The organism is Mesomycoplasma ovipneumoniae, from assembly GCF_030012565.1.
Classification (GTDB): domain Bacteria; phylum Bacillota_I; class Bacilli_A; order Mycoplasmatales; family Metamycoplasmataceae; genus Mesomycoplasma; species Mesomycoplasma ovipneumoniae_D.
Genome location: NZ_CP124621.1, coordinates 921,683 through 942,761 on the forward strand (window position 1 = coordinate 921,683; position 21,079 = coordinate 942,761).

The 21,079-nt window shown below is 28.0% G+C and carries 13 protein-coding genes and 1 tRNA gene; 4 read left to right on the forward strand and 10 right to left on the reverse strand.

Annotated features, from left to right (window positions below):
* Positions 1 to 3 precede the first annotated feature (3 nt).
* Positions 4 to 2,094 carry a ribonuclease R gene (gene rnr, locus QJQ40_RS03310; RefSeq protein ID WP_282861202.1) on the forward strand — a complete coding sequence of 697 codons (2,091 nt, stop codon included), beginning with the start codon at positions 4 to 6 and terminating at the stop codon, positions 2,092 to 2,094.
* A 661-nt stretch (positions 2,095 to 2,755) separates the two neighbouring features.
* On the opposite strand, the gene QJQ40_RS03315 is transcribed toward rnr, so the two are convergent.
* Genes QJQ40_RS03315 through QJQ40_RS03330 form a run of 4 tightly spaced genes read right to left on the reverse strand, consistent with a single transcriptional unit; the run spans position 2,756 to position 10,419 of the window.
* On the reverse strand, positions 2,756 to 3,358 hold the full coding sequence (locus tag QJQ40_RS03315) for a signal peptidase II (RefSeq protein ID WP_282861204.1): 603 nt from the start codon (positions 3,356 to 3,358) through the stop codon (positions 2,756 to 2,758).
* Positions 3,342 to 5,990 carry an isoleucine--tRNA ligase gene (gene ileS / locus QJQ40_RS03320; RefSeq protein WP_282861206.1) on the reverse strand — a complete coding sequence of 883 codons (2,649 nt, stop codon included), beginning with the start codon at positions 5,988 to 5,990 and terminating at the stop codon, positions 3,342 to 3,344. Before ileS ends, QJQ40_RS03315 begins: the two co-directional genes overlap by 17 nt.
* Positions 5,991 to 5,993: 3 nt before the next feature.
* Positions 5,994 to 8,498, reverse strand: a complete 2,505-nt coding sequence (locus QJQ40_RS03325; RefSeq protein ID WP_282861207.1) for a DNA topoisomerase (ATP-hydrolyzing) — start codon at positions 8,496 to 8,498, stop codon at positions 5,994 to 5,996.
* Positions 8,491 to 10,419, reverse strand: a complete 1,929-nt coding sequence (locus QJQ40_RS03330; RefSeq protein ID WP_282861208.1) for a DNA gyrase/topoisomerase IV subunit B — start codon at positions 10,417 to 10,419, stop codon at positions 8,491 to 8,493. The genes QJQ40_RS03325 and QJQ40_RS03330 overlap by 8 nt, the downstream gene beginning before the upstream one ends.
* A gap of 155 nt (positions 10,420 to 10,574) precedes the next feature.
* Here QJQ40_RS03330 and gap point away from each other — a divergent pair, with 155 nt between their 5' ends.
* On the forward strand, positions 10,575 to 11,585 hold the full coding sequence (gene gap, locus QJQ40_RS03335) for a type I glyceraldehyde-3-phosphate dehydrogenase (RefSeq protein ID WP_044285706.1): 1,011 nt from the start codon (positions 10,575 to 10,577) through the stop codon (positions 11,583 to 11,585).
* Positions 11,586 to 12,871: 1,286 nt separating this feature from the next.
* Here gap and QJQ40_RS03340 read toward each other — a convergent pair.
* A tRNA-Ser gene (locus tag QJQ40_RS03340) sits at positions 12,872 to 12,962 on the reverse strand.
* A 63-nt stretch (positions 12,963 to 13,025) separates the two neighbouring features.
* Between QJQ40_RS03340 and tsaD the strand changes: the two genes are divergently transcribed.
* Positions 13,026 to 14,012, forward strand: a complete 987-nt coding sequence (tsaD, locus tag QJQ40_RS03345) for a tRNA (adenosine(37)-N6)-threonylcarbamoyltransferase complex transferase subunit TsaD (RefSeq protein ID WP_282861209.1) — start codon at positions 13,026 to 13,028, stop codon at positions 14,010 to 14,012.
* On the opposite strand, the gene QJQ40_RS03350 is transcribed toward tsaD, so the two are convergent.
* From QJQ40_RS03350 to QJQ40_RS03365, 4 genes are read right to left on the reverse strand one after another with little or no spacing between them, the layout of a single operon-like run.
* Entirely contained in the window at positions 13,978 to 16,815 is a 2,838-nt protein-coding gene (locus QJQ40_RS03350) for a lysylphosphatidylglycerol synthase transmembrane domain-containing protein (RefSeq protein ID WP_282861210.1), read from the reverse strand. The two genes, tsaD and QJQ40_RS03350, sit on opposite strands and share 35 nt — an antisense overlap.
* Before the next feature lie 6 nt (positions 16,816 to 16,821).
* Positions 16,822 to 17,406: an SMC-Scp complex subunit ScpB gene (gene scpB / locus QJQ40_RS03355; protein WP_010320964.1), complete on the reverse strand. Its 585-nt coding sequence runs from the start codon at positions 17,404 to 17,406 to the stop codon at positions 16,822 to 16,824.
* Entirely contained in the window at positions 17,396 to 18,133 is a 738-nt protein-coding gene (locus QJQ40_RS03360) for a segregation/condensation protein A (protein WP_282861213.1), read from the reverse strand. Before QJQ40_RS03360 ends, scpB begins: the two co-directional genes overlap by 11 nt.
* The gene (locus QJQ40_RS03365) at positions 18,133 to 18,870 is read right to left on the reverse strand and encodes a 1-acyl-sn-glycerol-3-phosphate acyltransferase (RefSeq protein WP_282861214.1); all 738 of its coding nucleotides are present in this window, start codon (positions 18,868 to 18,870) and stop codon (positions 18,133 to 18,135) included. The genes QJQ40_RS03360 and QJQ40_RS03365 overlap by 1 nt, the downstream gene beginning before the upstream one ends.
* A 141-nt stretch (positions 18,871 to 19,011) precedes the next feature.
* Here QJQ40_RS03365 and QJQ40_RS03370 point away from each other — a divergent pair, with 141 nt between their 5' ends.
* Positions 19,012 to 20,049: a YwaF family protein gene (locus QJQ40_RS03370; RefSeq protein ID WP_282861216.1), complete on the forward strand. Its 1,038-nt coding sequence runs from the start codon at positions 19,012 to 19,014 to the stop codon at positions 20,047 to 20,049.
* A gap of 604 nt (positions 20,050 to 20,653) precedes the next feature.
* On the opposite strand, the gene tsaE is transcribed toward QJQ40_RS03370, so the two are convergent.
* Positions 20,654 to 21,073, reverse strand: coding sequence for a tRNA (adenosine(37)-N6)-threonylcarbamoyltransferase complex ATPase subunit type 1 TsaE (gene tsaE, locus QJQ40_RS03375; protein ID WP_282861217.1), 420 nt, complete (start codon positions 21,071 to 21,073; stop codon positions 20,654 to 20,656).
* Positions 21,074 to 21,079: the final 6 nt, after the last annotated feature.

Sequence of the window (21,079 nt, forward strand, 5' to 3'; positions counted from 1 at the left end):
TTCATGGAAATTATATCTCAAGAAAAACTCAAAAATTTTCTTAAAAACGAAAAGACTTTTATTGAAATTGTTAGAAAATTTAACGTGCCTTTTGACTTAAATCAACATTTGACACACCAAATAAGCACTTTAATTGAAAATTTCCAGGTTTTCAAAACTCTGGAAGGCAAATATTATTGACCTAAATTTATAGAAACTCGGGTTGGTATTTTCCGCGCTACCCAATCATCGTTTGGTTTTGTTGAAGATAAGCAAAATCCAGCCCAAAAAAATAATATTTTTATACCCGGAAGATTTACTGCAAATGCTCTTGAGGGCGATGAAGTCAAAATCAATATTTATGTTGACAGATTCAAAAGTGATCAATTTTTCGGTGTTGTTACTAAAATTATTCAGCGAAACACTAAGTTTTTAATTGGAAAAGTTGTTAAAGACGATAAATTTTGAGATTTTGAGCCTATTAATTTTAAGGGGAATTTTTTCTTTCGCTGAAATTCAACTCAAGATCTAGAAATCAATAATTTTTATAAAGTAAAAATTATTGATTATCAAAAAAATGTCCTTAAACTAGATGTTATTCAAAAAATTGGACACAAATCAGAGCCTTTTTTACATGTAAAAATTCCTATAATTGAATCAGAAATCACTGACACATTTAGCGCAGAAGTTCTGGCTGAATCATCAAAAATTGAACAAGAAATAAAAAATATCGAGAAAAACAGAGTAGATTTACGAAATGAACTTGTGGTAACAATTGATGGCGATGATACAAAAGATTTTGATGACGCCATTTCTATTGAACAAACAAAAGAGGGAAATTTTCTCTTAAAAGTTCATATTGCAGACGTAGCACATTATGTAAAACAGGATTCAGCAATTGATATTGAAGCACAAAAAAGGGGAACTTCAATTTATTTGCCTCACATGGTAATTCCAATGCTACCTGAAGAATTATCAAACGGAATTTGCTCTTTGATGCCTAATGTCGACAGATTTACTATCACAATGGAATCTCTTATAAACAAAAAAGGTGAAAATTTATACATTAAAATTTACCCTTCTGTAATTAATTCAAAATGGCGTCTAACTTATGAAAAAGTAAATAATTTTTTTGCTGGTTCATTTTCATTTGGCGATACAGATCTAGAAAATATGTTAAAAAAGTGTTTAAATTTAAACACTATTTTGTCAAATTTCAAGAAAAAGCAAGGGTATATTGACCTTGCGCTTGATGAAGTTAAAATTATTTTAGACCAAGAAGGATATACACAATCCCTAAAACTAAAAAGAAGAGGAACTTCTGAAGAATTAATTGAAAATTTTATGATTAGGGCAAATGAAAATGTTTCAGAATTTTTAACTAAGAAAAAAATTCCGATTTTATACCGGATTCATGCAACCCCTGATCCTGAAAAAATAACAATTTTTAATCAAGTTATTAAATCTTTAGGCATACAACACAGCTTAAAATTAAATCCTACTTCTAAAGAGTTTGCACATAAAATTAATCAAATAAAACTAGAAAATAACGACAATTTTCTTAAATATTCAATTTTAAGAACGATGCAAAAAGCAATTTATAGCACTGAAAACGAAGGACATTTTGGTCTTGCAGCTAGTTTTTATAGTCATTTTACCAGCCCTATCCGTCGTTATCCTGATTTATTATTGCATAGAATTATTCGCAACTTTTTGTTCCAAAAAAATGATGACATTGAAACTTATAAGGAAATTTTGGAAAAAAATTCCTATACCACAACCGAGTTAGAACAAAAAGCATTTAATTTAGAGAGAAAAATTGTAAATATAAAAAAAGCTGAGTATGTCCAAAATTTGATTGGAAAATCCTTTAGAGCACAAATAACTTCTATTATTAAATCCGGATTTTTCGTTGAAATTGATGGAATGTTTGATGCCTTAATAGTAAATAAAACTCTTCCTGATAGCGAAAATGATCCTTATGTATTAGCAGAGGATAATTTTTGTTTATATAATAAAAAACATAGATTTAAATTAGGCGAATTTATCGATGTTAAAATTGAAAGCGCCAATATTTGAGACGGAAAAATTAGTGCTGTTTTAACAAACTATTAGTCTTATTTGTAAAAAATGCTATAAATTACAGCGTTTTTTGATTTCACGAGTTTCCAAGTTTGATGAGTTAATTTTAAAAAAGTAAAATTACTAAATATTTAAACTACATCTTTAGCTAAAACACTCACAAAAATCATTTATGGATAAAATAACAAAAATATAAAAAAAATACAACTACTATTTAAACTCAATGCAAATAGAAAACTCGTTTTTATTTGCAGCGAGCCTAAAAAAACATATGAAGTTTTGAAAGAACAATAACCAAAAGCCCTAAATTTATAGATTTCTAAACGGTTAAATTTATGGCATTCCATCATATTTAAAAATATGACGGAAAATTCGCATTTTCTGATTTTTTAGACAAAAAACATAATTAATTCCCCCTTAATTCAATATAAAAATTTATTAATTATTCTCATGTGATTAATATTATAACATAATTTTTTTCTTAGACCAAGCATTTTTTTTTTTTTTTTGAAAAAGGTTGATTTCAAAACTATAAAAATTAAGGTTTTAGCATCAAAAAACCCGGATTTACGGGTATTTTTGCATATTTATATTCACTAAAAAGTGAATTTTTACCACCTAACTGTCAAACTCAGGTGTTTTAACAAATTATTAGTCTTATTTGCAAAAAAATGCTGTAAATTACAGCGTTTTTTTAATTTTTATTTCTTTTCTTAAAGATTTTATTTTTAAGTTTTTTTGAAATTCAAGGTTGAGCATGATCATAAAGAGAGACAATAAAAATTCCAATAGGTCCAACAAAAATAAAAATATCTGCAAAATTAAATGTCCCACTTGACCTTACAAATGGCAAAAAAAGTAAATCTTTTACTTGATTATCATCCAAAATTCGGTCAATTTCGTTACCTCAATTCCCACCTAATAATATGGCCATAAAAACTGTAAGCGAATATTTTTTTGAAAAAGGAATCAAAATCAAAAGTATCAAACTTAATAAAAAGGCAAAAATATGAATGCCTGTAAAACCAATAAATTTATTAATTCCCGAAGTTACACCTTGATGCAAAAGTGGACGAAAACCAATAAAACCTCATGAAATAATTTTGACAAAGCCTTTATCGGTTGATTCCCTATACTCTTCTGGGGTAAAAATTAAATTTTTTGTTAGTTGATCGATTAATAAAGCAACTAAAATAACCAAAAAAGCAATCAAAATGTTTATTAATAAGCGTTTTTTGCCGATTTTAGTATATTTTGAATTAATATATTTAATAATAGGGTTAATTTTTGTTTTCATTCAAAACCTCAAAACAACGACCACAAACATCCTGAATTTTTTCAAAATGGTTTCAACATCTTGGACATTTAGGTCAATTAAGATTATAAATGCTTATTTCATCCTTAAATTCGACTTTTGCAACCATTAATAATTTCACAAGATCAAGTGATTTTAGAAAATTTGAGGAATTAGAATCTAAAACAACCGCAATTTCATTTGAACGATTTATTTCTTTTGATTGAATTTTTTGCTCAATTAGTTGATAAACTGAATCTTTAACATCGAAAAATTCAGTTCATTTTTCGTCTAATTTTGGATCAAAATTAGACTTTTTAAAGAAATTTTCCAAGTGTATTGATGTTTGTTTTTCACTTTTTTGAACAAATTGGTAAATTTCTTCGGCTGTTGTTGGCATAATTGGCGCAATTGCAATATTTAAAACTAATAAAAGTTCATAAAAAACGTATTGAATTGAGCGTCTTTTTACTGAATTTTTTGAATCAGCATACAAAATATCCTTAACAATTGACAGATAAAAATTAGAAAATTCAATTATAAAATTATTAATTATTTTTACAACACGAACAAAGCGATATTCATCATAATACTGAATTATTTCGTTTTTTAGCTTTTGAATTTTATTATATATAAACAGGTCAACTTCTTGTAATTCATATTGTTTTGGTTCAAAATCTGCTAAATTTGTGATTAAAAATCGAACTGTGTTGCGAATTTTACGATAAATTTCAACATTTTGCTCAAAAATTGACTCTGAATAAACAATGTCATTATAATATTCACTATTTGCAACTCAAAGTCGAAAAATATCACAACCGTACTTATTCAAAATTACAAGCGGATCAACTCCATTTCCTCTTGATTTTGACATTTTGTTACCTTTTGAATCAACAACAAAACCATGAGACAGTAATTTTTTATAAGGTGAAAAACCAAAATATATCACCGAATTTATTAATGATGAATTAAATCAACCGCGATATTGGTCAGATCCTTCTAAATAAATATCAAAAGGAGGTTTTTCGTTGTTAATATTTGCGGCCAAAAAACTAACACCTGAATCAAATCAGACATCCAAAATATCGTTTTCTTTCGTTCAACCTAAATTTTGGTATTTAGGAGGCAAAAGTTCGTCAGCTGTTTTTTGATATCAGATTGAAGAGCCAAATTCTTGAACTTGTGAAATTATATGGTCAAAAATTTCTGGCTTATCTAAAACAGGATTTTTATTTTTGTCATAAAAAATAATTAACGGAATTCCTCAACTTCTCTGGCGCGAAATTAGTCAGTCTTTTCTGTCAATTATCATTTTTGTTAAGCGGTTTTTGAGTCATTTTTCAGGAAATTCAATTTGATTTATTGCTGTTTCAAGTTCTTTTTTAATTTTCTCAACAGAAACAAATCACTGCGGTGTGCCGCGATAAATTACGGGTTTTAATGTTCGCCAATCATGCGGGAATGAGTGGGTGATAAAATTTAATTTTAAAAGTGATTGTTTTTCCTTGAGATATTCGCTTATTGATTTATTTGCTGAATCATAAAATTGACCAGAAAATTGACCTGCTTTTTCATTAAATTTTCCATCATCTTCAACGTGCATAACCATTTCAAGATCATTTTCTCGACCAATCCAGTAGTCATCTTCACCAAAAAGTGGCGCAAGATGAACAAGACCCGAACCAGCATCCAAAGTAACATGGTGACCTGAAACTATAGGGCAAACTTTGTCAAAAATAGGGTGAAAATACTCGATATTTACAAGATTTTTTCCTAAAAATGTGTCAATAATTTCATAAGAATTTCAGCCAAAACTTGAGGCTAATGTTTGTAATAATTTTTCGGCTAAAATGTAAAAATTTGATCCAACTTTTACTCTAACATAGTCAAAATTTAGACCAACAGCTACTCCTGCATTTGCGATTAGTGTTCAAGGGGTTGTTGTTCAAATAATGATTTTATCGCCACTTTTTACAAAATTGTTGCCATTTTTAACTTCAAAAGCAACAAAAATGGAAGGAGAACGGTGATTTAGATACTCAATTTCGGCTTCGGCTAGGGCACTTTGACTTGAAGGAGATCAATAAATTGGCTTTAAAGCACGATAAATTAGACCTTTTTCAGCGATTTTTTTAAATAATTTTAGTTGCTTTGCTTCATAATGCGGGTCATTTGTTTGATAAATTTGGCTAAAATCTGTTAATAAATTTAATTTTTCAAACTGTTTTTTTTGAACTAAAATTTGTGAATTAGCAAAATCATTTGCTTTTTGGCGAATTTCTAATGTCGATTTTGTGTCAATTTGGTTAATAATTTTATTTTCAATTGGAAGACCGTGAGTATCTCAACCTGGCACAAAAGGTGAATAAAAACCAGACATTGATTTATATCGAACTATTATATCTTTTAAAACTTTATTAAGAGCATGACCAATATGAATGTCACCATTTGCATAAGGAGGTCCGTCATGAAGAATAAATCTTGGATTATTAATATTTTTTTTTAAAAGTTTTTGATAAATGTCTTCATTTTTTCAAAATTCAGTAAAAAATTTGTCCTTTTGAGGCAAATTAGCTTTCATTGAGAAATCTGTGGAAAATATATTGAGCGAATTTTTATAGAAATTTTTATCCATTGTTTATTCCTTTTCAATCTTTTCAAGAATTAAATTTATGTCAATTTCACTTATTTCTTGAAGTTTAGTCTTTAAAATCTTACTAGAATTTGCTTGATTTTGTTCAATAAAATTTGGTAAATTTTCGTTATTTTTATCAGTTGTTAAAAATAATTTATAATTTTTTTTAGGATTAGGGTCAAAATTGATAAATTTTTGGACTGGAACGACTTTTAAAGTGGTGTCAAAATCGAAAACTTGCAAATTTTCACTATAAATTTCGACACTTTTTGGAATTATAGAAAAATCAAGTTTTGAATCAAAGCTTTTAGGAGCGATTGTTCTATTACCAAAATGAAGTTTTTCTGACGCAATTTTTTCAAAACGCGAATAATTATCAATAACCGCGATTTCCTCAGAAGAGTCAATTAAAACAGATGCAACAATTTTTTCATTTTTTTGAAGTTTTAAAATTTTTACACCTGAAGAAATACGCCCATAAATTGGAACATCTGAAGCACTTATTTTTAGTGCACGATTTTGTGACGTGATTAAAACGATGTTTTTTAATTTATTTTCTAAAAAAATGCTAATTAATTCATCACCTTCTTTGGGTTTAAAGCAATTTATCATATTATTTGGTCTAATTTTTACTATTTCTTTTAGTTGCATTCTTTTTGCATAACCAAATTTAGTTATAAAAAGCAAAAAATGATTAGAATCTAGGTCATCAACAAAAAAAGAATTAATTAATTCGTGGTCATTTTTAAGACCAAGAGAAATTTTTAAGTTATTTGGGTTATTTTTTAGCGTTAATTCTTCGAGTTGATGAGCTAACAACATCCCAACATCACCTTTATTTGTTAAAAAAAGTCCTTTTTGACGTTGATTTATTTTACCTTGAAAAACAAAAAAATCTTCTGAAGGTAACTGAATTTTTTCAATTTCCTCGACTGCATGATTTTTTATGTTCATTTTTTTAAAAAGGCCACTCTTAGAAACTCAAAAATAAAACTGCTCGTCCTTAATTAAATCTTGATGGTTGATTTTTACTTGCAATTCTTTGTCAACTATTTTAGTTTTTCGTGGAGAACCATAAATCTGAGCAAAATTTTCAAGCATTGAAATTAAATGAAGATCAAATTCTTCTTTATTTTCAATAAGTTTTTGAAATTCTTCAATATTTTGGGCTAAGGTTTTTGATTCATTTAAAAATGACTGCTGTTCAATTTTAGACAATCTATACAAACGCATCGAAGCAATTGCCTCAGCTTGAACTTCGGTAAAATTTAAATATTTAACTAAATCAGCAATTACACCCGCTTTTGAATTATCAGATTTACGAATAATTTCAATTACTTCATTAGTTATATCGGCAACTTTTAAAAAACCTTCTATGATTTCAAGCCTTTTTTTGCTTTTAAAAAGTTCATAATTAAATTCACCTAGTTTAACTTTTCTTAAATGCTCAAGGAAATAAGCAATCATTTCTTTAATTGACAGTAATTTTGGTGAATTATTACAAATTGCTACCGAATTATAGGAATAATAAATTTGCATATCTGTTTTTTGCAGTAAATAATTAAGAATTAACTCGGCGTTTGCATCTTTTTCAAGTTCTACAAAAATTAGCACACCATTTTGATCAGATTGGTCAATAACCTCTTTAATTCCGCTAATTTTTTCTTCAAATCGAATTGTATCAATTTGCTGAATCAGGTTAGCTTTTGAAATTCCAAAAGGAATAGAAGAAATTTCGATCACTTTTTGCTTGTTTTTTTCAGAAATTTTGTATGATGATGAAATTTGAATTTTTCCTTTTCCGGTTTCAAAAGCATCTAAAATTCCGGCTTTTCCATAAACTATTCCGCCTGTGGGAAAATCAGGACCTAAAATAACTTTCGAAATTTGTGCGTTTGTAATTAAAGGATTTTTGATCATTAAAATTACGGCTTGGATTACTTCAACTAAATTATGTGGAGGTATTTCGGTAGCAAAACCACTTGCAATTCCGATTGCCCCGTTAATTAACAAGTTAGGAAAAATTGCTGGTAAAACTGTGGGCTCTTTTTCGCTGTCATCAAAATTAGGATAGAAATTTACGACATTTTTTGACAATAATTCAAGCAAATGTTCACTAATTTGGGCTAGTCTAACTTCGGTATACCTCATTGCAGCAGGGGGGTCATCATCAATTGAGCCTTTATTTCCGTGCATTTCTACAAGTGGAATGTTAATTTTTCACTCTTGAGACAGCCGAACTAGTGCATCATAAATCGATAAATCTCCGTGTGGGTGAAATTTACCAATTACATCTCCGACAACTCTGGCTGATTTTTTGTAATTTTTAGTATTTTTTAGGCCTAGCTGCCACATTGAATAAAGAATTCTTCTCTGAACAGGTTTTAGTCCATCGCGAACATCAGGAATTGCTCTGTTTTGAATTATATATTTTGAGTAGCGCGTAAATTTTTCAGCCAAAATTTGATCTAACTTGGAGTTAATGATTAAATCTAAATTTTTACTCATAGACTGGCTCCTTTAAATTGTCAATAAAACTATCTTCAAGTGAAAAGTCAACATTTTCTTGGATTCAATTTTTACGCAAATCGGCTCTTTCTCCCATTAAAATGCGGAAATTTTCCTCAACTTTTTCAAGGTCTTCGATAAAAACTTTTTCTAAAGTTCGTTTTTCAGGATCCATTGTTGTCTGTCAAAGTTGGGATGCATTCATTTCACCAAGACCTTTATAACGCTGAATTTGAGCATTAGGGTGTTTTTTTACATATTCATGGAATTCTTTTTCATCTCAAATATAAATGTCTTTCTTATTTTTTTCACTAATTCGGTACAAAGGCGGTTGGGCGATATAAACAAAACCATTTTCAATTAAAGGGCGCATATGATAAAACAAGAAAGTCAAAATTAAAATTTGAATGTGAGCGCCGTCGTTGTCAGCATCGGTCATAATGATGATTTTGCCATAATTTAAGTTTTTAAGGTTAAAATTCTGGCCAATTCCAGTACCTAAAGCACTAATAATGGCGATAATTTCTTCATTTTTTAAAACTTCGATCAATCGAGTTTTTTGTGAATTTACAATTTTACCTTTGAGTGGTAAAATTGCTTGAAATTCTCGATTTCGCGCAAGTTTTGCTGAACCTCCAGCTGATTCACCTTCAACTAAAAAAAGCTCGCGATTCATAGCTTTTTTTGAATTAGCAGGTGTTAATTTTCCTGATAAAATCCTTTTTTCTTTGGCCACTGACTTAGAAATTTTTGTTTCTGTTAGACTTAATTTTAACTTTTCTTTTTGCTGATAAACATTTAGTAAAAAAGTAATAATTTTTTGAGCAGTTTCTTTATTTTGAATAAAAAAGGACATTAAATTTCTAAAAACGACCTCTTCAGTGACTGTTTTTGCCAAGACTGTTGCTAATTTATTTTTAGTTTGCCCGACAAATTCCAAAATTGGTTCAGGAATTCGCAGCGATAAAATTAAGGAAAGGCCAACTTTTACATCATTAAAGTCAAAAATTTGCTTATTTTTCAGCAAATTATTTTGTTGGCCATAAGTATTAATTGCTTTTACAATTCCAGCTTTTAGGCCATTTTCATGACTTCCGCCTAAATTTGTTTTTACGTTATTAACAAATGAAATAATATTTTCTTGTTGAGAATCAACATACTGAAATGCAAATTCTACTATGATTTCTTGACTTTTTTCTTTAAAAGCGATAATTTTGTCATGAATTTTCTGGCTATCTTTGTTTAAAAATTCAACAAAATTTTCAATTCCTTTGCTAAATTGAAAAGTTTTTTCAATACCGTTTTTTAGATCAACAAACTCGATTTTTAAATTTTTAACTAAAAAGCAAGTTTCCTGCAACCTTGAAATTATCATGTCAGGATCATATTCCTTGTGAGAAAAAAATGAAAAATCAGGCAAAAATACTATTTTTGTGCCACTAATTTTGCTAGGTCCTAATTCTTGGGTTCTATTTTCAATTTTCCCACCGTTAATAAAAGATGTATAAAACAATTTATGGTTGCGAGAAACAAAAACTTCCATTTTTTTCGATAATGCATTCACGACTGATGAGCCAACTCCGTGGAGTCCGCCGGCGGTTTTATAAATTTCATCAGAAAATTTAGCTCCTGAATGAAGTTCTGTAAAAACTAATTCAACACCAGTTTTACCGGTCTTTTTGTGAATTTCAGTTGGAATTCCGCGACCATTGTCGCTAATTTCAACTGAATTATCAGCATTTATTACCACTTTAATTTCATTTGCAAAACCAGCAATTACTTCATCAACTGCATTGTCAAAAATTTCTCAGATTAATTGATGAAGTCCGTTAATGTCTGTGGAACCTATATACATTCCGGGTCGTTTTTTTACAGCTTCAAGCCCTTTTAAAAGTTTAAGTTTCTCAACTGAATAAGTCATATAAGCCTTTCTGGGTTTTATACTAAGAATTTTATACAAAAATAAAATAATATTTGAAATTTTAAAGTAAACTGCTAAGAAAGTGGTAAAATTTACTATAAAAAAAATTTTAGTCAATTTTTTTAAAAAATATGACTAATGAAATGAGGAATAAAATGAAAAAAATTGCAATTAATGGCTTTGGAAGAATCGGTAGATTAGCACTTCGCCAACTTCTAGATCTTAAAGATGAAAATTTAGAGGTTGTTGCAATTAATGATCTGACTGATGCATCTGTTTTAGCTCACCTTTTTAAATACGACTCCGCCCAAGGAAGATTTTCTGGAACTGTTAGCGTTTTAAAAGAAGAAGACAAGAATTATCTTGTAATTAATGACAAAAAAATTCGCGTTTTTGCAGAAAAAGACCCTGTAATGTTGCCTTGAGGACAACTAGAAATTGATTTAGTTCTTGAATGTACAGGGCGTTTTGCATCAAAAGCAGGGGCTACTTTACACCTTGATGCTGGTGCAAAAAAAGTTTTAGTTTCTGCGCCTGCTGGAAGTGATGTAAAAACTATCGTTCACAATGTAAACTGCCACACTATTGATGAAAACGATAAAATTTTATCTTCCGCATCATGTACAACAAATGCGCTTGCTCCTCTTGTAAATGCGCTTGAAAAAGAATTTGGAATAAGCCATGGATTTATGACAACAGTTCATGCTTATACTGCCGATCAAAGAATTCAAGATGCACCACATAAAGATCTAAGAAGAGCACGTGCTGCCGCTGTTAACTTAGTGCCTTCTTCAACTGGTGCTGCAAAAGCAATTGGTCTTGTTGTGCCATCCTTAACTGGAAAATTAGACGGAATTGCAATAAGAGTGCCGGTAATTACAGGTTCTTTTGTTGACTTAAGCGTTGAATTAAAATCATCTCCTTCTATTGAAGAACTTAACAAAGGAATTAAAAAATACGAAAGCGAATCCTTTCTTTATTGTGACGAACCTATTGTTTCTAGCGACATTATCGGGGACAGGCATGGTTCAGTTTTTGATGCAACCTTAACAAAATTTGTTGAAGTTGACGGTAAAAGATTATACAAACTATACACTTGATACGATAATGAATCTTCATTTGTTGCACAATTCGTTAGAGTTATTAGATACTTTGTTCAAAAATAGATAATTATTTTACTTAAATCAATTAAAAAAGTGTCCTGATTTAGTTTTGGGCACTTTTTTATTTTTTTTGGCAAAAGTTAATTGCCTATTTTAAAACACTGGCAAAATCAATTTATGGTACAACAACAAAAATCATAAAAAATACAACTACTATTTAAACTCAATGCAAATAGAAAACTCGTTTTTATTTGCAGCGAGCCTAAAAAAATATGTGAAGTTTTGAAAGAGCCATAATCAAAAGCCATAAATTTGTAGATTTCTAAACGGTCAAATTTAAGGCATTCCATCATTTTTAAAAATATAATGGATAATTCGCATTTTCTGATTTTTTAGACAAAAAACATAATGAATTCCCCCTTAATTCTAAAATCCAAATTTATTAATTATTCTTAAGTGAGAGTTATTATAACACAATTTTATTTTAGACCAAGCATTTTTTTTTTTTTTTATATACAAAAGGTTGATTTTAAAATAATGAAAATTGAGATTCTAGGTCAAAAAACACTGATTTACCGATATTTTTGAATATTTATATTCAATAAAAAGTGAATTTTTGCCATCAAACTGTCAAACTCAGGAAAATAGATAATTATTTTATTTCAAGCTATTAAAAAAGGCAAATGAAAATTTGCCTTTTTTAATAGAGTTTTATTATAGATATTTTAGAGATTAGAAGTTTTTTATAGATTTTTTTATTGAGAACGACGAGAGACTAAATGAATTTTGTTATTCACAAAAATAAAATATAACTTATAAATTAATAATAATGAAAGGAGATTTTACACATGCATGAACACATACATAACGAATTTTATTATTGACAAAAATAAAATTTATTTTACAAATAAAAATACAAAAAGGAAAAATTGAAAACGCATGTAAACACACATAATAAATTTTGGTTTTACACAAAAATAAAATTTAGCATATAAATAAAAATTTAGAAAGGAGGTTATTAAACATGATTTTAGAAAAAAGTAAAATTTAACGTATAAAAAAATTTAGAAAGGAGTTTACTAAAAATACTTTTACAAAAAACCAAAAAAGAAGAAATTATAAATATAAATAGAAAGGACGTTCTAAAAATGATTTTACAAAAAAAATAAATAAAAATTAAGAAAGGAGTTTACTAAACACGGATGAAAACATAAAAAAATAATTTAATAAATAAATGTTAGACACGCAATTTATAAATAAAAAACAAAAATAAGGAGGCAATAAAGAAATAAACTATTTTTTAATGTATCATGCTTTAAAAGAAATAGAAAACGAAAACGAAAGGGTTTTGGCGGGCCAGACAGGATTTGAACCTGCGCGGGATTTCACTCCCCTAACGCGTTAGCAGTGCGTCCTCTTCAGCCTCTTGAGTACTGGCCCATATTTTTTTAATTATACCATAAAATATTATATAATAAAATAAAAAAAATAAAAGGCAGAAAAATGAAAATTTTAGGTATTGAAACCTCCCATGATGATGCATCTGTTGCTCTTTTAAGTGATGAAAAAGTTGAAATAATTTTAACAATTAGCCAAATTGAATTCCACCAAAAATTTGGTGGAACAATTCCAGAACTTGCTGCTCGCGAACATTCGCGAAATTTAGCAATAATTTTAGAAAAATTATTGCAAAAACGTGTTGATTTTTCCTCGATTGATGCTATTGCATACACAAATAATCCCGGATTATTGGGCGCTTTGAAAATAGGATTTTTATTTGCAAGCGCATTAAGTCTTTATTTTAATAAGCCTTTGATTCCAATTAACCACCTTTTAGGTCATTTTTGGTCGGCAAATATTGATGATGAAATTGTTTTTCCAGCACTTTCACTCTTAATTTCTGGAGGTCATAGTCAGTGAATTTTGGCTAAAAATGAGAGTGAACTTGAAATTATCGGCTCAACAGTTGATGATGCTCTGGGCGAAATTTATGATAAAATTGGCAGAAATTTAGGCTTAGTGTTGCCAGGTGGACCTAAAATTGACCAAATTTGACAACAAAATCGACAAAATATTGGCGAGTTCATCAATTTCAGTTTGCCAAAAAGGCTTGCAAATCCTTTGGATTTTTCTTTTAGCGGACTAAAAACTCAAGTCATAAATTTTACTAACCAAATGAAGCAAAAAAATAAACTTGATTTAAATAATGTCCAAAAAATCGCTGTTTCCTTTCAAGAAACAATAATAAAATATTTAAAAAGGCAACTTGATTCTGTTTTAAATGACAATGAAAATATAAAAACTCTAACTTTAGTTGGCGGTGTTGCAGCAAATTCTGGAATTAGAGCATTATTTAAAGAATATGAAAAAAATTATAAAATTGTTATTCCAAAAAGGGAATTTTGTACTGATAATGGCGCTATGATAGCAAAAGCTGCACAAATTGAGCTAAAACTTAAATCGCAAAAACAAAAATTAGAATCCCGGTAGCTACAATTGCTCAAAAAAATAAAGCATAAAAAAAGATATGACTGTCTTGTTTTTTTAGTTTGTAATTCAAAATTAAGTTTTCTTGCATCGTGTTTTGGATTTCTTTGTAGCGATCAACTCTTTTTTCACCTACTCAAACAGTCAAAATTCCAATGGCTGATAATAAATAAGGTAAAAATCAAGTATAAATTCTATTAGTAAAGTTAAAAATATCTAAATTTAAAGAGTTTGCTTCATCAAAAAAGCTTTTGAAAATTAATTTTGTTATTAAATCAGCCGAACCAACCCCACCTGGAGAAGGCGAGAGGTTGTTTGAAATTTGTAAGAGCGTAAATCCTGATATAAATTTGAGATAATCGTGAAAATTGATGTTACTTAGATCTAAACCTTGTTCTTTTAAAGTGATAATTAAAATTACAAAAGAGAAATTTATGAAAAAAACTGGTAATTTGTAAAGTAAAAGTATTTTTGCCAACAGTTTTTTATTAGACAAAACTTCCATAAAATGATTTTTGAAATTGTCAATTAGAAATTGAAAACGGTATTCTAATCGTTGTCTATCCTCAATTTTTTTTAAAAAATTGAGATTTAAAAGTGAAACAAATAATTTAATCAGCAAGTATTGCAATTTTTTTCAAACAGAAATAATTATAATTATTAATAAAACTAAAACATTTAAAAAAATATTGACAACAAGTCAAGCAAAGAAAATGATTTTTTCCCAAGAGTCTAAAATAAAAAGGTCACGATAGTAAATAAAACCAACTGGAATTAAAATCAAACTGACAAATAAATTAAAAACCTGATGAATTAGGGCATTATATGTCAAGGTTGCGCTGATATTTTTTAAGGGATATTTCTTTTTTTGCAAATATCAATAATAACTTATTTCGCCACCAAATGAAAAAGGTGTAGAAAATTGCATAAAAGTGGCGATAAAAGTGGCGATAAAAAGGTGTCTAAATCTCGTTTTTACCTTCTGATATTTAAAAATCCGCCGTAATTGTAAGGTTGAGGTTAAATTTCAAAATAAAAAATGAGCAATTGCGCCAAGAAGAACTAATCTATTTACCCGAGATTTGAAAAAAAACTCATAAAATTTAACAAAAATTTGTGTAGGCGAGCCGTCTGCAAAACTAGAGTTGTAGAAATTATAAAATAAAATAATTAAAATTACAACAATAGTTGTTATAAAAATCCCGAATTTAAGAAAATTCTTCGTTCTGTTGTTTTTTGATGATGCTAGATTTTTATTTGCAAGTTTAACTTTATCAATAAGAAGGTTTTCCAAAAAAACGGCTTCTTTTTCGGTGTGATTTTTTGATAAAAAATTTGTGTAGAGTGTTAATTCTTGTTTTGGTTTAAAGTAAATTAGTGTGTAAAAATCGTTATTTTTTAAATTAACTTTTAATTTTATCGAATATTTTCCTGAATCTGAATTTGAAATGTTGTATCCTTGTGGACGAAATTCAGCATCACTTTCATTTACAAGCAAGTTTACAATTTTATCAAAAGTTGATGGAGTTGCTTTCATTCGGTACTTATGTTGGAAAACAAAATTCAACTCATTTTTCATCTTTTGGATAATTTCAAATATATTTAAATTATTTTGGGTGTAAAATTCAAAAATTTTTACATACCAAAGAATGGAAAATTTATTGCTAATTCCGTATTTTATTGAATTTTCGGAAACTTTAGGGACAAAATGAACGCTTTTTGATGTTATAACAACAACTTCATCGTCAGTTTTTTCTCGAATTTTAAGTAATTCAGTCTCTGAATTCTCGTTATATTCGCAAAATTTTGTGATTTTAGCGGCAAATTTCTGCTCAATAAACTCAGAAATGTAGTTATTAGCTTGATGACTTATCAAAAAATATTTGCCATTTTTTCAATTTCTTTCAAGATAATCAAGTATTAACAACTGAAAATCATTATCTTTTATAATATTAAAGTTAAATTTTTTGCGAACTGCGGCTATAATTTTGTTTTTTTTGACTCAGAAAATTACATTTGTCATAAATTTAGCGCTTGTTGTGATTTTTTTTCAAATTATTGAATTATCGCTAACTTGTCTTGTAATTTTTTCAATCGGGAAACTCTTTTTTATTGGTAAAAATTTACTTTTTTCAGTATCAAAATGATCTTTTAAAAAATTAGTTAAAAAAGTCGACTCTGAATCATAAAACTGGTAAAAATTTTCTAATTTGTAGAAATCTAAGTCAAAATAACTGTAAAATTTCGAAATATGGTCTGAATTAATATGAAATTTTGGCGTTAAATAAATTTGCGAACTTCTATAAAAAAACGGTTTTTGCTCGGTTTTGTTTATTTTTTTCTCTTCTTCAGCTGTCAAAAGTGTCAAGTTTTTTTTATAAAAGGTTAAAACTGTTAAATTTAAGTTTTTATTTGACAAATTAACTTCAATATTTATAAAAAAATCAAAGTCATTATTTATAAAATAATGACGCGCTAAACTTTGGGAATATCCAAATTTTTCTTCAAAAATTAAGATTTCTTTGTTAGGATCAGAGGCTAAAGCATTGTAAAAAATTGATGCAAAAGCTATTCCAAAATTGTTGGAACTACTATTAATTAGAATTTTCTGATAGTTTTTTTCTTTAACAAGATCAGAAATATTTGATGCTAAACTAAAAATATAGTTTTCGTTTATTGAATTAGGTTGATTACCAACAAAGCCGATAATTTTAGAATTACTTAATTCAAGTGGAGAATCATAATTAAAAAAAATCAACTTTTGGTCTTCTAAATTAACATCGCGATTAATTGCTAAATATTTCATAAAATTTTATTCGGTTTCTCGTTGAGAAGAAAAAAGATCAAAATTTTCGCTTTGGCCAGGATCTTCAATAATGTCTAATAAATCAAATTCTTTAAATTTAGGCAAATCCTTGGCCGATCTTAGTTTGAAATAGTCAAAAAACCTCGAAGTTACACCATAAAGTGTAGGATTTCCAGGGCTTGGAGCAGTTCCTAACTCCTCAATTATCCCTTTTGCTAACAGCGAACCTACGATATAATCAGAATTAATTCCGCCACGAATTTGAGCAATAACACTTCTGGTTACAGGTTGTTTATAGGCAATTATAGCGGCAACCTCGATTGCTGCATTGCTTAGACGGTATTTTTTTTCATTTCCGACAAAGTCAATAATAAAAGGTTTCAAATCTTTTGCGGTAACAAATTTGAAAATATCAGCAAATTCAACAACAATTATACCTCTTTTTTGACGGTTAAATTCGACTGAAAAATCTTTTAAAAGTTTGCGAGCTTCATTAATTTTTGATAATTTAAGTGCACTCTGAAGTTGCTGGGAAGAAACTCCTTTTTCACCTTGAAGATACAAAATTGCCTCAATAATTCTAGTTTTCATCATAACCCCCACGGAAAATTGATATTTTTGAGAACTGTTTTTCCTGTTTTAAATGTAGAAGTTGTTTTTTTGCCATTTCGAGCATTGAAATCATCGTGATAACAAAATGTTTCATTGTTGGAAGTGAAAATAAGTACTCAAAATCAATTTCATTTTCACTTTTTAACAGATTTTTCAATCATAAACTTTGCTCGTCAGCTGTCACTTGGACTTGTTGGGTTTTAATTTTGATAAGATTTTTGGCTTTTGTTCTGTCAAACATTAATTTTAACACTTTATATAAATTATGGACTGACGAATGTCCATCGAGCTGACTTGGATCCGGTGGTCTGCGAAAATCACTATAATCTGAGGTATTTTTTTCAAAATAATCGTTACGGTGCTCTTGTTGTTCTTTTAACATATTTGCAATATTTTTGATTTGTTGATAGTCGTATAATAATGCTAAAAATTCAAGTCGATCTTTTTCATCTTCAGGTTTTAATTTTTCTTCTTTACTTGGCAAAAGTAAAATTTTTGACTTTAAATGAACTAAAGTAGAAGCAATAACTAAATATTCGCCGGCAATTTGGATATTTTTTTCTTTTAAAATTTGAATTATTTTGACATATTGAGTTGCTAAATCAACAAGGTCGATATCTAAAATATTAATGTTTTTTGATTTTACTAAATCTAAAAGTAATTCTAAAGGTCCTGAAAAATTAGCTAATTTTATATCGTAATCCATTATTTTTCACCTTTGTAAAAATCAATAATAGTTCTTTTTGTGGCTAAACTCAAGGATTTACTTGTTTGCGAAATAACAGCACCCGGTTTTATTGGCTTATGAATGAAAATTTCGATATTTTTAAATTTTTTAGTCTGATTTTTGTCTGTATTTTTCTTAACTACTTTAATTGAAACAGGGACAATTGCAAGACCTGATTCTTTTATAGTTTCAAAAATTTCAATTGGAAAATTTAACTCTGTGTCATGAAAGTTCTCTTTTGCAAAAATAACTCCATAAGCACGTTTTTCACGGACTGATTTTAAAAAATTTTGAAACTTTTTTAAATTTTCTTGCTCATTTTCAGCTAAAAACTGTGAATCAAGAGAGCCAAAAATTCATTTATTTTTACGGGAATAACGCTTTTTTTCAAGAAAAAAACTAACAATTGGATTAAAATCTTCTTCAGCTTTTGATGGGTTTTCGAGTGCTGAAAATAATGCAAAATGGTCGGAAAACTGATTTTGATTGGAAATTAAGATTGAGGCATTTTTGGGCAAATTTTCATAACCAAAAACTTTAATTTTTATGCGAAATAATTTTAAAATAAACTTTGAGTAACTTAAAACCAAATCACTTCTATATTGAGGAGAAAGTTCGACTTTTTTTTTATAATATTTTTTCCAAACAGAGCGTATTTTACGTATTTTAAATAGTCAGATTATTGAAAAAATAGCAATTCGCAATTTTATTATCATTTCATTTTTTGCTTTTTCTTTTTAAATTTAGTTAATTAAAATTTATAGAAATTTAATTATAATTATATAATTATACCAAAAAAACTAAAATTTTAATTAAAAACAGCTAAAATCTATTTTAATGGAAATTAAAAAAATAAAATGTTTTATTTTGATTGAAGAAAAAGTGATCTAGATGCAAATTCATATTTTTTTATAGTTTATATTGGGCTAATTTTAGGTCTTCTAAGCGTTCTTGTGTTGTATTTTTTCCGTAAAAATTTGGAAACATGGTACGTTCACAAGAACCAAATTCAATTTAAGGTTAGTTTATTTTATAGAGTAAAAAATTGGTTTGTTTTCATTGGTGTTTTGATTTGATTTTTTTCATATATTAGTCGAACAATTATACTAGAAATTAATGATTATATCTATAAATGAGAATATCTGCCGCTACATTTGTGTCGACTTATTGTTTTAATTTGTGCCTCTTTAATGATTTTTAATAGGACAAATTGGGCAAAATACATAGTAATTCCCGGTTTTTTGGGGTCAATTTTAGCACTATCTTTTCCACAAATTGGCTTTGATGCAGGAATTGTTATGGATGACATTGAATTTCAAGGAATAAAACTTGACCAAAATGTTACTGAATCTGAACTAATAAACTTGGCAAAAACTAAGAATTTAGGTATAAATTGAGCGCCTGATAATTACTTTTTTTGAGAGTTTATTTTTAGTCATCTTTTAAGTTTGGTTTTACCATTTTTTTTAACATTTATTAATGGTAAAAACTCAAAATTGGATATAAAAAGTTTCTGAAAATCGGTATTATTCACTTTTTTAATGGCATCTTTTACTTTTTTTCTAAGTTGAATAATTGAAAAAATAATTGAAAACCAAGGTGATAATCGACTCAAAGTAGCCTGAAACGGAAACTGATTTTACATGGGAAAAGATGGACAACCAACCATTGGTGAACTAGGAAAATGACCCTGAAATTTCCCAGTTTTAACAATTATTTTCCTTTTTGCATTCTTTATTGTCTTTTTCACAAAAATGTTCCTTGAAAAATTAAATTTTTATCTTTTAATTGTTAATTCAAAAATTGAAATTAAGCACAAACCTAAAAGTTGAAAACAAGTTTTAAGCCAAAATAACCTTAGCCAAAAGTGAATTAAATTATTAACAAAAAGCTAAAATCTTAACTAAAAAAGCAAAATTATAAAATGTCTAAACTACCTTTTTTAGTTAAAACACTGGCAAAAATCAATTTATGGATAAAACAACAAAAACCATAAAAAAATACAACTACTATTTAAACTCAATGCAAATAGAAAACTCGTTTTTATTTGCAGCGAGCCTAAAAAAACACATGAAGTTTTGAAAGAACAATAACTAAAAGCCCTAAATTTGAAGATTTCTAAACGGTTAAATTTAAGGCATCGCATCATATTTAAAAATATGACGGAAAATTCGCATTTTCTGATTTTTTTATTACAAAAACATTCTTAATTCCCCCTTAATTCTAAAATCCAATTTTATTAATTATTCTTAAGTGAGAGCTATTATAACACATTTTTATTTTTGACCAAGCATTTTTTTTTTTTTTTGCAAAGGCTTAATTTTAAAATAATAAAAATTAAGATTTTAGCAACAAAAAACCCGGATTTACGGGTATTTTTGCATATTTAGATTCACTAAAAAGTGAATTTTTGCCATCAATTCGGGATACCCAGCAAAAGTGAATTAAATTAGTGTCAAAAAAACTAAAAAAACCTATGAATTCATAGGCTTTTTTGTTTTAGTTTCAGCAAAATTTAATTTTTCTTGACTCTGGGTCAATTATTTCAAAATTAATTAAAATTGAATTTTGCGAAAATTCCTCAAGTTTGTTTGCCCATTCAATTACAACATAATTTTGGTCAAAATAGTCCTGAAATTCGTCCAATTTTGATGGAAAATTGTCAAGGTCAATATGAACTAAATTCTCGTAGGCAAACATAAAATTAAATGACGGGGAAATAATTTTGTCTTTTATTCCGATTTTTCGTGCAAATTTTTTGGTAAAATCAGTTTTTCCTGAACCATACGGGCCAACTAAATAAATAAATTGAATTTTTTTACTAATAATTAAATTAAAAATAATCTCCAAATCAGAGCAAGTTTTGGAGATTATTTGCTGGCAAAAACGGTAATTTTTAGCTATATCTTCAAAGTTCATAAACTT